Genomic DNA, 13,552 nt, shown 5'->3' with positions numbered 1-13,552 from the left:
CGGGTGGCGGGCTGCTGGTCATCGCTACTTGATAACAGGTAATTGGCTATCCGTATCACTAACGACTTAGCGTTCCATCAAGCAAGACGCGCAATGCCACGCCAGTGGGCATTGCTCCTATTCTGCTGGCTCCTCGGTTCGTCCGCGGCGTTGGCACAACCCTTAGCCACACTGCCCCTGCAGGCCGTGGGCGAAGCACAGTGGCGACTGCCCGCCGGTGAATACCGCGGACAGTTTCGCATTTCCACCCCGATGACCCTGAGTTGCGCGCCCGGCGCAATCATCGACGCTCAGGGCCAGGGCAGTGCCCTGACCATTCAGGCTGCCAACGTCAGCATCCAGGGCTGCACGCTGCGCAACTGGGGCCAAGACCTGACGGCCCTGAATTCCGGCGTATTTATCGAGCGCCAGGCCAGCGGCGCCCAGGTGCGCGACAGTCAGTTGGTGGGGGCGGGGTTCGGTATATGGGTCGATGGCACCGCGAACGTCAGTGTCATCAATAATCAGATCGAGGGCGATCAACGCATCCGCTCCCAGGATCGCGGCAACGGCATTCACCTGTTTTCCGTGAGCGGCGCCCAAGTGATCGGCAATCATGTCTGGCATACCCGCGACGGCATCTATATCGACGTGTCCAACGGCAATCGCCTCGAAGGCAACACCCTCGAGGATCTGCGCTATGGCATTCATTACATGTTCTCCAACAACAATCAGGTGCTTGGTAATCTGACTCGGCGCACTCGCACCGGCTATGCGCTGATGCAAAGCCATCATCTGACGGTAATCGGCAATCGTTCCGAGCAGGACGAGAACTACGGCATCCTGATGAACTACATCACCTATTCCACCCTACGCGACAATTTCGTCAGCGATGTGCGCAGCGGCTCGACCGGCGACAACATGATCTCCGGTGCCGAAGGCAAGGCGCTGTTCATCTACAACTCGCTGTTCAACAGCATCGAGCACAACCACTTCGAGCGCAGCGCCCTGGGTATCCACCTGACCGCAGGTTCAGAAGACAACCGCATCGCCGGCAATGCCTTTGTCGGTAACCAGCAGCAGGTCAAGTATGTCGCCACCCGTACCCAGGAATGGTCGCTGGACGGGCGCGGCAATTACTGGAGCGACTACCTGGGCTGGGACCGCAATGACGATGGGGTGGGTGATGTGGCCTATGAGCCGAACGACAACGTCGACCGCCTGCTGTGGTTGTACCCGCAGGTGCGTCTGTTGATGAACAGCCCGAGCATCGAATTACTGCGCTGGGTACAGCGGGCCTTTCCGGTGATCAAGTCGCCAGGCGTGCAGGACAGCTACCCGCTGATGCAAATCCCGAGCGCCGATCTGCCGCTAGCCAGCCAGGAGCCAACACCATGAATGCCGTCGAGATCGAAGGCGTGCGCCAGCATTACGACAGCCTGACCGTGCTGCACGACTTGAGCCTGTGCCTGGGCGAAGGCGAAGTGCTCGGCCTGTTCGGCCATAACGGTGCCGGCAAGACCACTACCATGAAGCTGATTCTCGGCCTGCTGCAGCCCAGCGAAGGGCAGGTGCGGGTGCTCGGCTGCTCGCCAAACGACCCGCAGGTGCGCCGTACACTCGGTTACTTGCCGGAAAACGTGACCTTCTACCCACAACTCAGTGGCCGCGAGACCCTGCGCCATTTCGCCCGCCTCAAGGGCGCCGCGCTGACGCAGGTGGACGAACTGCTGGAGCAGGTGGGTCTGGCCGAGGCCATGAATCGGCGGGTCAAAACCTACTCCAAGGGCATGCGCCAGCGTCTCGGGCTGGCCCAGGCGTTGCTTGGCGCGCCGCGTCTGCTGCTGCTCGACGAACCCACGGTCGGCCTCGACCCCATCGCCACCCAGGATCTCTATCAGCTGGTCGACCGTCTGCGTCAGCAGGGCACCAGCATCATCCTCTGCTCCCATGTCTTGCCTGGGGTCGAGGCGCATATCAACCGCGCGGCGATTCTCGCCCATGGTCGCCTGCAGGCGGTCGGCAGCCTGGCCAGCCTGCGCGAAGAGGCCGGTCTGCCGGCCGTGATTCGCGCCAGTGGCCTGAAGCAGAGCGCGCAGTTATTGCAACGCTGGCACGCCGCCGGGCATGAGGCGCGCTCAGTCGGCGTAGACGGAGTCGAGGTGGTGGCCATCAACGGCCACAAACTCGGACTGCTGCGTCAGTTGCTCGGCGAGGGCGAGGCACAGGACATCGACATCCATCAGCCATCACTGGAAGACCTCTATCGTTATTACATGGAGCGAGCGGGAATTGTGCCGGGCGCGGAGGGCAGAGCATGAATCAGGTGTGGAATATCGCCCGCAAGGAACTCAGCGACGGCCTGCGCAATCGCTGGTTGCTGTCCATCAGCCTGCTGTTCGCCGTGCTGGCCGTGGGCATCGCCTGGCTCGGTGCGGCGGCCTCCGGGCAACTGGGCTTCACCTCGATCCCTGCGACCATCGCCAGCCTGGCCAGCCTGGCCACCTTTCTGGTGCCGTTGATCGCGCTGCTGCTGGCCTATGACGCCATCGTCGGCGAGGACGAGGCCGGCACCCTGATGTTGTTGCTGACCTATCCCCTGGGCCGCGGCCAGTTGCTGCTCGGCAAGTTCGTCGGCCACGGCCTGATTCTGGCGCTGGCCACCCTGATCGGCTTCGGCTGTGCGGCCCTGGCCATCGGCGTGCTGGTCGAGGATGTCGAGCTGGGCCTGCTGATCTGGGCCTTCGGCCGCTTCATGTTGTCCTCGACCCTGCTCGGCTGGGGGTTCCTCGCCCTGGCCTATGTACTGAGCAGCAAGGTCAGTGAAAAATCCAGCGCCGCCGGGCTGGCCCTGGGCGTGTGGTTTCTCTTCGTCCTGGTGTTCGACCTGGCGCTGCTGGCGCTGCTGGTACTCAGCGAGGGCAAGTTCAACCCGGATCTGCTGCCTTGGCTGTTGCTGCTCAATCCGACTGACGTCTACCGGCTGATCAACCTGTCCGGCTTCGCCAGCGGAGGAAGTGCGGCCGGGGTGATGGCGCTGGGCGGCGATCTGCCGGTGGCCGGGGGGCTGCTGTGGTCGTGCCTGCTGCTGTGGGTCGGGGTACCGCTGTTGGTCGCCTACTGGCTGTTTCTGCGCCGGCCGACGTGACTATGACTAGTCCGTGCGTACGACGCACCCTTCAAGGGCTGTTTCAGCTATGGAGTTAGCAACGATGAACAACCTCTATCTACGCCCGGCGCGAACCCTGCTGGTGTTGCTGCTCAGCCTGGTGCTAGTGGCCTGCAACGAGCCCGAGGAACAACAGCAAAGCCTGGGGCCGGTGGCGTTTCACCCCAGTGATGAGTGCCATGTGTGCGGCATGATCATCAGCGACTTCCCCGGGCCCAAGGCTGAGGCCGTGGATAAAACCGCGGTGAAGAAGTTCTGCTCTGCCGCCGAGATGCTCGGCTGGTGGCTGCAACCGGAAAACCGTATTGGCACGGCCAAGCTCTACGTGCATGACATGGGTCGCAGCGAGTGGGCCAAGCCCGATGACAGTCATCTGATCGATGCCACCAGCGCCTTTTATGTGGTCGGTCTCGCCGACAGCGGGTTGAAGGGCGCCATGGGCGCGGTGCTAGCCTCGTTTGCCGATGAACAGGCGGCACGCAAACTGGCCGCAATCCACGGCGCCCGGGTATTTCGCTTCGACGAGATCGACCAGGACGTGCTGCAACAGGCCGCCGCCAAGCAACCTGCGGCCATGCATTGATTGCCATCCGTAAAGAGGAGATCCAAATGGGTATCAGCATCTGGCAACTTCTGATCATGCTGTTGATCGTGGTCATGCTGTTCGGCAGCAAGCGCCTGCGCAGCCTGGGCGCGGACCTGGGCGGGGCAATCGGGGGGTTTCGCAAGTCGCTTGGCGACGACGAGCCGGCCAGCCCTGCGGACGCCAGCAAGCCGCCAGCGAAGTAGGCCCGGTCGCGCCGCCGGGCTGTGGCTTGCCCGAGTGGCAGCGCTGTCGGCCAGATGCCGAAGCCTGGGCCCGCACTTCAGCGGCCGGTGCGGGCGGCATGCTCGGCGCCCGGGGCTGGTGTTTGTTTGCGTCCAGGGCGCTCCTGCGGGACCTGTTGCCCCAGGGGCGGCGAGCCATTGGGCTGGATCGACCATTGAGACCACGCCGCTCTAGCGGCAGTCCGGCGATCGCTTCACCGTCGTCCGTGCGGGAAAGCTGATTGCGGTCAAGTCGCGTACCGCCCCCTTACCTGTAGAAAGACAACATCCGCTGCGCAATCGAGCGCCGCCGGTTGCCCCCGCGTGGGGATGTTCGAGTTTATCAGGAGGTCTGCAGTGAATGTCATCGACCGGGGTAAAGCCTTGAGTATCCCGCCCATCTGGCGCCTAGCCTTTCGCCCGTTCTTCCTCTGCGCCAGCCTCTATGCGCTGGTCGCGATCCCGCTGTGGGTGCTGGCCTGGTCCGGCCAGTTGGGGGACTGGCAGCCGAGCGGTGGCTGGCTCGCCTGGCACCGCCACGAAATGCTGTTCGGTTTCGCCACGGCGATAGTCGCCGGCTTCCTGCTCACCGCGGTGCAGACCTGGACCGGCCGGCCGGGGTTGTCCGGACGACCGCTGATGGTGCTAGCCGGGGTCTGGCTGGCCGCGCGCCTGGGCTGGCTGTTTGGTTTGCCCCTGGCGGCGCTGATCCCGCTGGACCTGGGCTTCCTGCTGGCGCTGGCCGGGGTGATGGCGCGCCTGCTCTGGGCAGCACGGCAGCAGCGCAACTATCCAATCGTGTTGGTGTTGAGCCTGCTGGCCGGCGCCGACGCTTTGCTCCTGAGTGGCCTGGCCCTGGGCGACGACGATCTGCAACGCCGTGGCGTACTGGCCGGCCTGTGGTTGATAGCGGCACTGATGGGGCTGATCGGCGGTCGAGTGATTCCGTTCTTCACCCAGCGCGGCCTGGGCCGGCTCAATGCGGTCAAGCCCTGGGCCTGGCTGGATATCGCCCTGTTGGCCGGCACCGCGCTGATCGCCGCGCTCTATGCCGCCGGAGTGGGCCTGCAAGCGCAGCCGCTGCTGGCGCCGCTGTTCCTGGCGGTTGCCACAGGTCATCTGCTGCGTCTGGCGCGTTGGTACGACCGGGGCATCTGGGGTGTGCCGCTGCTCTGGTCGCTGCACCTGGCGATGCTCTGGCTGGTGGTAGCGACCCTCGGTCTGGCGCTATGGCATGCCGGCCTGCTGGCCAGCTTCAGCCCGGCCCTGCATGGCCTGACCATCGGCGCCATGAGCGGGCTGATCCTGGCCATGATCGCCCGCGTCACCCTGGGCCATACCGGGCGGCCGCTGCAACTGCCGGCAGGCATGGCCTGGGCCCTGATGCTGTTGAATCTTGGAGGCGTGGCGCGGGTCTTCGTCTACCCGCTGTGGCCACTGGAAGGCTTGTGGCTGGCGGTAACCGGCTGGTCACTGGCCCTGGCCATTTATGCCTGGCGCTATGTGCCGATGCTGGTCAAGCCACGGGTGGATGGTCACCCGGGCTGAATCAAGGCTGGCAAGGTATTGCGCCGACCTTTTGATCATGCAGCGCCGCGTGTGCCGCGCTGACCAATCCATTGATAGCCGGTTGCCTGTGCCTGCGCATGGGTGGCCTTGCCGCTCGGTACTGCCGAGCATCGGAGAAGCTGATGAGAAGCGAATTCCAGGATCGTCTGGCCGTAGTCACCGGAGCCAGTTCAGGTATCGGCCTGGCATTATGCGCGGCGTTGCTGCAACGCGGCGCCAGGGTGCTGGCCATGTCGCGCAGCCTGGGCGGCTTGCAGGACCTGCAGGCGAGTCATCCCGAACGTCTGGTCTGGCATGCTGGCGACGTCACCTCGAGCGAGGATTTGGCCAGCCTCGGCCTGCGCGCGGCGCAACTGGGCCAGGTGGATTATCTGGTGCCCAACGCGGGTATCGCAGAACTGGCCGAGAGTCTCGACCTGGGGGCATTCGATCGGCAGTGGGCGGTCAACGGTGCCGGCGCCCTGAATACCCTGGCAGCGTTGCGTGACAGCCTGGCCAGCCCCAGTTCGGTGGTGTTCATCAGCAGTTTCCTCACCCGTTCGACCTTTCCCGGTCTGGCCGCCTATATCGCCAGCAAGGCGGCGCTTAGCGCCCAGGCGCGTACCCTCGCGGTGGAGTTTGCCCCGGTCGGTGTGCGCATCAATCTGGTCTCGCCCGGACCCACGGCAACCGCTATCTGGGGCAGCCTGGGATTGAGTGAGGAGCAGTTGGATGAGGTCGCTGACAGCGTCACCCAGCGCCTGCTGCCGGGGCACTTTCTCGACGCGGCGGCTGTGGCCAACGTGATCCTGTTCCAGCTGTCGGCCGGTGCCCGCGGCGTCTACGGCCAGGACTGGGTGGTCGATAATGGCTACAGCTTGAGCTGAAACGGCTGCGCAGTCCTGCCTAGGCTGCACTTTTAAAGCATTAATATTGATTTATATAAGCAATAACATTCATTAGAGATAACTTAACGTCCCCCTCACAATGCGTAGGCACTCATGCCTACGCGCCATCTTCTATTGCGCCAACCGGCGGCTGCGTCTGCTCGCAGGCGCTCGTGTTTGCGCGCGCCACAATTCGGAACCCTGGGTCCAGCCTGCTTGCTTCGATCGTCGGCAAGCCATGGCTGCAGCCTTGTCCGTTACTGGTTTTTTTGGCCTGCGTAGGATTCGCTCCCGCCACTCCCCGATGCCAAGCAGGAATAATGCAAGAACAGCTGCTCGACTGGTTCAGGTCTTTCGCCCCCGCACCGCTCAATACCCGCGCCCAGGAATGGCTGCGCGTCGCCATCGGTATCGCTTTCGGCATGTCGCTGTGCGTTTCGCTCGGTGTCTACCTGTTCGGTGCGCCTATCACCTTGCATATCGCTGCGCCTGTTGCGGCCTCCGCGGTATTGCTGTTCGGCGCGTCGTCCAGTCCGTTCGCTCAGCCATGGCCGGTCCTGGCGGGCAATATGTGCGCCGCCCTGATCGGCATCAGCCTGGGCTTGAGTGCGTTGGACAGTGTGACTGCAACCGTGCTGGCCGCCAGTCTTTCGCTCTTCTGCCTATTTGCCTTGCGCTGCCTGCACCCACCGAGTTGTGCATTGGCGGTGGTGGCCGCCAGTGGTGGTCTGGGGGACGACTTGGGCTATGCCGTGCTCTATCCGGTGGCACTCAGCTCGCTGTTGCTGCTGGCCGTAGCCTTGCTCTACAACAACCTGACCGGCCATGCCTACCCGAAACCGCGTCGAACCGGGGAGAACCGTCACCACACGCGCGACCCATTGCCGGGCGAGCGCCTGAGCTTCAGCCGCGCCGACATGGATAGGGCCCTCGCGGAGTTCGGTGAATATGTCGACGTCACCCGAGACGATCTCGCACGGCTGATCAAGCAAACCGAGAAGCATGCCTTGCGCCGCAGCATGGGCGAGATCAGTGCGGCCGATATCATGTCGCGCGATCTCTATTCGGCGGCGCCGGACAGCTTTATTGAACAGGCGTGGCAGACCCTGCGCGAACACCGCCTGCGGTCGTTGCCGGTCGTGGAGCAGGGCAGTGGCAAGCTGATCGGCATCGTCACCCTGGTCGATCTGCTCAAACAGTTTCAGCCCAGCCAGGCGCGGGTCAATTTCGGCCGCCTGAAGTACCTGCGCGGAACCAAGCTGCGCTCGATCATGAGTGCGCCCGTGGTTGCCGTGAAACAGGAGACGCACATGGTCGAGCTGGTATTCCTGCTCAGCGACCAGGGCCTGCACTGCCTGCCGGTGGTGGATGAGCACGAGCGGCTGGTGGGCATGATCACCCAGACCGATCTGATCGCGGCGCTCTACCGCAACTGGCTCAAGCAGCTGCCGGATTGAGTCGTTGCCGGCGAGCTGGCGCGCCAGCCAGGGCGCTTCAAATCTCGTAAGCCCCGCGTGACCAGTCGAAGTCGTCCAGGGCCAGCTCGCGCACCAGTTGCAAGGCACTGCGCAGGGCCGGATTGTCGGCCGCCCGGGGATAAACCAGATAGATCGGGTAGGAGAACTCCGGCGCCAGTTCCACGCGCTTGAGGATGCCTTCATCGAGATAGCGCTGCACCACGCGGGTGCGGAAGTAACCGCGCCCGCCACACGCCAGCAGGTACTGCAGAGCCAGGGGACCGAGATCGAACGAGAGGGTGGTACGGCTGTGTTCCGGCAGGGCATTGTCGTGCAGCTGGCGAAACGTCGGGCCCCAGTCGACGTACATGTAGGGCTCGGGGTGATGGGTCTGGACCACCTGGATCAACTTTTCCTCGAGCAATTGCTCGACCTGCAGGTTCGGCCAATACTCCGGCTGGTGCACCAATGCTGCGTCGAGCACGCCGAGGTCGAGTTGTTGCTGGAGCTGGTCGCCACTGCTCACCACGCTACGCACCGCGTGCGCCGGCATCACCTGGTGCAGGCGCTGCACCCAGGCCAGCATCAGCGGGTTGCACAGGCTCATCTCCGCGCCCAGGGTCAGCAGCTCGGCAGAGCCGCGTGGCAAGGGCAGATCCCGCCGTGCCGCTTCCCAGGTCTGCACCAGGTGGGAGGCATAGGTGACGAAACGCTCGCCGTCCGGGGTCAGCCGGGCCCCGCCACGGTTGCGCACGAACAGCCGGCAGCTGAGTTGGTTTTCCAGGTTGTGGATTCGCGCCGTCACCGCTGTCTGAGTGATATGCAGGCGCTCTGCGGTGGCGATGAAACTGCCGCTGCGCATGATGTCGAGGAAGGTGCGGGCGAGGTCGATGTCCATTGCGCTGCTTCGCTTCAATAATATTGATGTGAAGCCGCATTGTATTTCATCTGGCGCAGATCCAGCGGGTGCATGGCTGCGGTGCGCGCAAGGTCGAGAAGATGCAGCACGCCATCGATTTCCGCCCAAAACGCTGGGCCTGGCGAATACGCGATGGCGTGCTTCAGCAGGTTACTTGAGGCTCAGCACCCATTCGGCGAGGATCTTCGCTTCTTCGTCGGTAACCGGGTTGGCCGGCATCGGCATCGGGCCCCAGGTGCCCTGGGTGCCGTTCTTGATTCGGTCGGCCAGCAGCTCGACGGCGCCGTCGGTGCCGGCGTACTTGGCGGCTACGTCCTTCAATGCCGGGCCGACCAGCTTCATGTCGACGTTATGGCAGGCCGCGCAGGGCTTGCTCTTGAACAACGCCTCGGCGGCTGCGGTGTCGGCGGCGAAGGCCGGTTGCAAGCTCAGTGCAGCGCCCAGGGCGAACAATGGGACCAGGATTCTCTTCATGATGAATACTTCCTCAAGGCTATTGAAGCAGGGCATAGGCCCCACCAGGAATGGGTGCAGTCATTGTTGTGCGTCTTGATTGTGGGCACAGCCTGGCTCACTCGCTTCGCACTCTGCCTTACGCTGCCATCGCAGGTTGTACCTGGGTATGGACCGCTAATGCCCGGACTTGGTTCGTCGAGCAGTGCCGACAGTAGCAGTTGCATGATTGCAGGGTGAATTGGCAAACGCCACGCTCAATTGATTCTACCGTGGCGCCAGCATAACCAGGCTGATTGCCAATGGACTTGACCACAATCAAGAGATGCTCGCGTGTGCCTTGAGGGCAACGGCGGGTCGCGGGTAGCGTGCAGGCATGATTAATCACCGCGGTGAGGTACTGACTGTGAATGCGCCTGTGAAACTCGTCGAAACGGATGCCGTGCTGGATGCGCCGTTCTACCAACCGCTGGGCAATGAGCAAGTGCTGTTCGAGCAGGCCTGGCAACACGGCATGCCGGTGCTGATCAAGGGACCGACCGGTTGCGGCAAAACCCGTTTCGTTCAGTACATGGCGCACCGTCTGCGCCTGCCGTTGTACACCGTGGCCTGTCATGACGACCTGAGTGCCGCCGACCTGGTCGGCCGCCACCTGATCGGCGCCCAAGGCACCTGGTGGCAGGATGGCCCGTTGACCCGCGCCGTGCGCGAGGGCGGCATCTGCTACCTCGACGAGGTGGTCGAAGCGCGCCAGGACACCGCGGTGGTGCTGCACCCGCTGGCCGATGACCGCCGCGAGCTGTACCTGGAGCGCACCGGTGAAGTGTTGCGCGCGCCGCCTGGTTTCATGCTGGTGGTGTCCTACAACCCCGGCTACCAGAACCTGCTCAAGGGCATGAAACCGAGTACCCGCCAGCGTTTCGTCGCCTTGCGCTTCGGTTATCCGCCGGTGGCCGAGGAAGAGCGCATCGTCGCCAACGAGGCGCGGGTCGGTGCGGAGCTGGCCGCCCAGGTGGTCAAGCTCGGCCAGGCCCTGCGTCGACTGGAGCAGCATGATCTGGAGGAGGTGGCTTCTACCCGTCTGCTGATCTTCGCCGCACGCATGATCGGCTCCGGCATGAGTCCGCGGGAGGCCTGTCTGGCCTGTCTGGCCGAGCCGCTGTCGGACGATCCGCAGACCGTCGCCGCGCTGATGGACGTGGTCGATGTCCACTTCGCTTGAAGCCTTCGCCAGCCCGGCCCGGCGTCTGCCGGGCGACCTGGCGATGTGGTTCTTCATCCTCGCCGAGCTGACGGTCTTTGCCCTGCTGATCCTCACCTTCGCCGTGGCCCAGGCCTTGCAGCCGCAGCTGTTTCACGCCAGTCGCCAGTTGCTCGACAGCTCCACCGGCCTGGCGCTGACCCTGAGCCTGCTCACCTCCGGGCTGTTCGCCGCGCTGGCCCTGGAGCAGGTGCGCCAGGCGCGCGCATCGCGCGCGGCCTGGTTGCTACTCGCGGCGCTGCTGTCGGCCAGCGTCTATGTGCTGTTGAAGCTCGGCGAGTACAGCCATCTGGCTGGGGCGGGGCTGGGCATTGAGCACAACACCTTCTTCACCCTGTACTGGATGCTCACCGGCTTTCATTTCGTCCATGTGCTGCTCGGCTTGCTGATCCTCGGCTGGCTGGCCGAGCGCTGTCGGCGCCGCGCCTATGGCCCGGACAACTGCAGCGTGATGGAGTCCGGCGTGCTGTATTGGCACATGGTCGATCTGGTCTGGGTGCTGTTGTTTCCGCTGGTTTATATCTTGAACTGAGCAGCGCGCTGCATCGACGAGGTCGCCATGTCTGCTTCAAACACCCTGATTCTCTGCTGGCTGGGGCTGGCCGCGCTGTCCGTGACCAGCGTGCAACTGGGCAATACCGGGGCGACCCTGCTCATGACCGGCGCCGTGTTGCTCGCCGCCCTGGGCAAGGCCTGGCTGATTGCCGACGGCTTCATGGAGTTGCGTCACGCCCCGCGTATGTGGCGCTGGCTGCTGCTGGGCTGGCCGCTGGCGCTGGTGGCGGGGGTGCTGCTGAGCCTGGCGCTCAGGGGGTAATCCGCTGGCAAGACAACGGGCGAAGGGTGGACTCGGGAGCGCAGCGAACAGTCCCGCGTTGCTGCCGAAAGCCAGCCACCGTGACGCTCAGCAGCGGCGTACGGCTTCGCGAGTACGCCCTAGGGTTTAGTCCTGCGCCTGCTGTGGTTGCCGAGTCGGCCACGCTTGCTCTGCGCTGTTTTTCTCCCCCTGACCATATCCGAGTAAAACCATCGGGCTTTCCGGCTTTCTTGATTGCGATCAAGCAGGTTTCGTTAGCAGGCTTTCTAGAATGGATTCGCCAAGTAAAGAGGAAGCGACCATGTCAGAGACCTTCACCAAGAGCATGGCCAGGAATATCTACTTTGGGGGGAGCGTGTTCTTCTTCCTGGTATTCCTGGCCCTGACCTACCACACCGAGCAGACCTTTCCAGAACGCAGCAACGCCTCGGAGATGAACGAGTCGGTGGTGCGCGGCAAAGCGGTCTGGGAAAACAACAACTGCATCGGCTGCCACAGCTTGCTGGGCGAGGGCGCCTACTTCGCGCCGGAGCTGGGCAATGTGTTCGATCGCCGGGGCGGCGAGACGGCCTTCAAGCCGTTCCTGCATGCCTGGATGAAGGCGCAGCCCCTGGGCGTTCCAGGGCGCAGAGCCATGCCGCAATTCAATTTGAGCGAGCGGGAAGTGGACGATATGGCGGAGTTCCTCAAGTGGACTTCGAAGATCGATACCAACAACTGGCCGCCAAACAAGGAGGGCTGAGAGATGACCATAATGAATCCGCATCTCAAATTTCAATCGCAAGCCGTGGCCAAGCCGTACTTCGTGTTCGCCTTGATGCTGTTCCTCGGGCAGATCCTGTTCGGTCTGATCATGGGCCTGCAGTACGTGGTCGGCGACTTCCTGTTCCCGCTGATTCCCTTCAACGTGGCGCGGATGGTCCACACCAACCTGCTGATCGTCTGGCTGCTGTTCGGCTTCATGGGCGCGGCCTATTACCTGATACCCGAGGAGGCCGACCGCGAACTGCACAGTCCGAAACTGGCGATCATCCTGTTCTGGGTATTCGCCGCCGCCGGCGTGCTGACCATTCTCGGCTACCTGTTCGTGCCTTACGCCGGGCTGGCCAAGATGACCGGCAATGAGTTGCTGCCGACCATGGGCCGGGAGTTCCTCGAACAGCCGACCATCACCAAGATGGGCATCGTGGTGGTCGCCCTGGGCTTCCTCTACAACATTGGCATGACCCTGCTCAAGGGGCGCAAGACCACCATCAGCATGGTCATGATGACCGGCCTGATCGGTCTGGCGGTGTTCTTCCTGTTCTCCTTCTACAACCCGGAAAACCTGGCGCGCGACAAGTACTACTGGTGGTTCGTGGTGCACCTGTGGGTCGAAGGCGTGTGGGAATTGATCATGGGGGCAATGCTCGCCTTCGTCCTGATCAAGGTCACCGGGGTGGACCGTGAAGTGGTCGAGAAGTGGCTGTATGTGATCATCGCCATGGCCCTGATCACCGGGATCCTCGGCACCGGTCACCACTTCTTCTGGATAGGGGCGCCGGCGGTCTGGCTGTGGGTCGGTTCGATATTCTCGGCCATGGAGCCAATACCGTTCTTCGCCATGGTGTTGTTCGCCTTCACCATGGTCGGCAAGCGGCGTCGCCAGCACCCGAACCGGGCGGCCACCCTGTGGGCCAAGGGCACGACCGTGACGGCCTTCTTCGGCGCTGGCGTGTGGGGCTTCCTGCATACCCTGGCCCCGGTGAACTTCTACACCCACGGCTCACAGCTGACCGCGGCGCATGGCCACCTGGCCTTCTACGGTGCCTACGCGATGATCGTGATGACCCTGATCAGCTACGCCATGCCGCGTTTGCGTGGCCTCGGCGAAGCGCCGGATGAGCGCTCGCAGACCATAGAGATCTGGGGCTTCTGGTTGATGACCCTGTCGATGGTGGCTATCACCCTGTGTCTCACCGCCGCAGGTGTGGTGCAGGTGATGCTGCAGCGCTGGCCGACGGATGGCACTGCGCTGTCGTTCATGAGTACCGTCGACCAGTTGGCCGTGTTCTTCTGGCTGCGCCTGGTGGCCGGGCTGTTCTTCCTGGTCGGCTTGCTCTGCTACCTGTACAGCTTCAAGCAGCGTGGCCGGGCCACGGCCCGCGACGAAGCCGCCTTAGCCGTTTCGGCCTGAGGCCCAAGCGCTAACTAACTCTCGGCCCGGCTGGTACAGCGGGCCGTTTTGCATGTGGCTCTACGGAGCACCGCGAGTG

At 63.5% G+C, this 13,552-nt stretch carries 15 protein-coding genes; 13 read left to right on the top strand and 2 right to left on the bottom strand.

Features of this window, described 5'->3' with window-relative positions; all coding sequences use genetic code 11:
- The first annotated feature begins 93 nt into the window (after nt 1-93).
- The 8 genes from PH586_RS08350 to PH586_RS08315 all read left to right on the top strand — a co-directional run bounded on the left by PH586_RS08350 (nt 94) and on the right by PH586_RS08315 (nt 7,847).
- Entirely contained in the window at nt 94-1,377 is a 1,284-nt protein-coding gene (locus PH586_RS08350; RefSeq protein ID WP_271347299.1) for a nitrous oxide reductase family maturation protein NosD, read from the top strand.
- On the top strand, nt 1,374-2,300 hold the full coding sequence (locus PH586_RS08345) for an ABC transporter ATP-binding protein (protein WP_271347298.1): 927 nt from the start codon (nt 1,374-1,376) through the stop codon (nt 2,298-2,300). Before PH586_RS08350 ends, PH586_RS08345 begins: the two co-directional genes overlap by 4 nt.
- Entirely contained in the window at nt 2,297-3,127 is an 831-nt protein-coding gene (locus tag PH586_RS08340; RefSeq protein ID WP_271347297.1) for an ABC transporter permease, read from the top strand. The genes PH586_RS08345 and PH586_RS08340 overlap by 4 nt, the downstream gene beginning before the upstream one ends.
- A gap of 64 nt (nt 3,128-3,191) precedes the next feature.
- Nucleotides 3,192-3,731: a nitrous oxide reductase accessory protein NosL gene (locus PH586_RS08335; RefSeq protein ID WP_271347296.1), complete on the top strand. Its 540-nt coding sequence runs from the start codon at nt 3,192-3,194 to the stop codon at nt 3,729-3,731.
- A gap of 26 nt (nt 3,732-3,757) precedes the next feature.
- Entirely contained in the window at nt 3,758-3,937 is a 180-nt protein-coding gene (gene tatA, locus PH586_RS08330) for a twin-arginine translocase TatA/TatE family subunit (RefSeq protein WP_271347295.1), read from the top strand.
- 375 nt (nt 3,938-4,312) lie between these two features.
- Nucleotides 4,313-5,503, top strand: a complete 1,191-nt coding sequence (locus tag PH586_RS08325) for an NnrS family protein (protein WP_271347294.1) — start codon at nt 4,313-4,315, stop codon at nt 5,501-5,503.
- Nucleotides 5,504-5,646: 143 nt separating this feature from the next.
- Nucleotides 5,647-6,390, top strand: a complete 744-nt coding sequence (locus PH586_RS08320) for an SDR family NAD(P)-dependent oxidoreductase (RefSeq protein WP_271347293.1) — start codon at nt 5,647-5,649, stop codon at nt 6,388-6,390.
- 320 nt (nt 6,391-6,710) lie between these two features.
- Nucleotides 6,711-7,847, top strand: coding sequence for an HPP family protein (locus tag PH586_RS08315; protein ID WP_271347292.1), 1,137 nt, complete (start codon nt 6,711-6,713; stop codon nt 7,845-7,847).
- Nucleotides 7,848-7,884: 37 nt separating this feature from the next.
- Here the strand turns inward: PH586_RS08315 and PH586_RS08310 are convergent, their stop codons facing one another.
- Together PH586_RS08310 and PH586_RS08305 are read right to left on the bottom strand one after the other, a co-directional pair.
- Entirely contained in the window at nt 7,885-8,745 is an 861-nt protein-coding gene (locus PH586_RS08310; RefSeq protein ID WP_271347291.1) for a LysR family transcriptional regulator, read from the bottom strand.
- A 171-nt stretch (nt 8,746-8,916) separates the two neighbouring features.
- Nucleotides 8,917-9,240, bottom strand: a complete 324-nt coding sequence (locus tag PH586_RS08305) for a c-type cytochrome (RefSeq protein WP_271347290.1) — start codon at nt 9,238-9,240, stop codon at nt 8,917-8,919.
- A gap of 421 nt (nt 9,241-9,661) precedes the next feature.
- Here PH586_RS08305 and PH586_RS08300 point away from each other — a divergent pair, with 421 nt between their 5' ends.
- The 5 genes from PH586_RS08300 (at nt 9,662) to PH586_RS08280 (ending at nt 13,473) form a co-directional block, all read left to right on the top strand.
- Entirely contained in the window at nt 9,662-10,441 is a 780-nt protein-coding gene (locus PH586_RS08300; protein ID WP_271347531.1) for a CbbQ/NirQ/NorQ/GpvN family protein, read from the top strand.
- Complete coding sequence (locus PH586_RS08295; protein ID WP_271347289.1) at nt 10,425-11,012, top strand: cytochrome c oxidase subunit 3; 588 nt, start codon at nt 10,425-10,427, stop codon at nt 11,010-11,012. Before PH586_RS08300 ends, PH586_RS08295 begins: the two co-directional genes overlap by 17 nt.
- 27 nt (nt 11,013-11,039) lie before the next feature.
- A complete protein-coding gene (locus PH586_RS08290) occupies nt 11,040-11,297 on the top strand; it encodes a cytochrome C oxidase subunit IV family protein (protein ID WP_271347288.1) in 258 nt (85 codons plus the stop codon).
- A gap of 301 nt (nt 11,298-11,598) precedes the next feature.
- Nucleotides 11,599-12,039: a c-type cytochrome gene (locus tag PH586_RS08285; RefSeq protein WP_271347287.1), complete on the top strand. Its 441-nt coding sequence runs from the start codon at nt 11,599-11,601 to the stop codon at nt 12,037-12,039.
- A gap of 3 nt (nt 12,040-12,042) precedes the next feature.
- Nucleotides 12,043-13,473, top strand: coding sequence for a cbb3-type cytochrome c oxidase subunit I (locus PH586_RS08280; protein WP_271347286.1), 1,431 nt, complete (start codon nt 12,043-12,045; stop codon nt 13,471-13,473).
- The last annotated feature ends 79 nt before the right edge of the window (nt 13,474-13,552 follow it).

It is taken from the genome of Pseudomonas aestuarii, from assembly GCF_027988105.1.
In the GTDB taxonomy this organism is placed as follows: Bacteria; Pseudomonadota; Gammaproteobacteria; order Pseudomonadales; family Pseudomonadaceae; genus Aquipseudomonas; species Aquipseudomonas aestuarii.
Note: the sequence above shows the minus strand (reverse complement) of the source record. Positions and strands in the feature narration are given on the sequence as shown.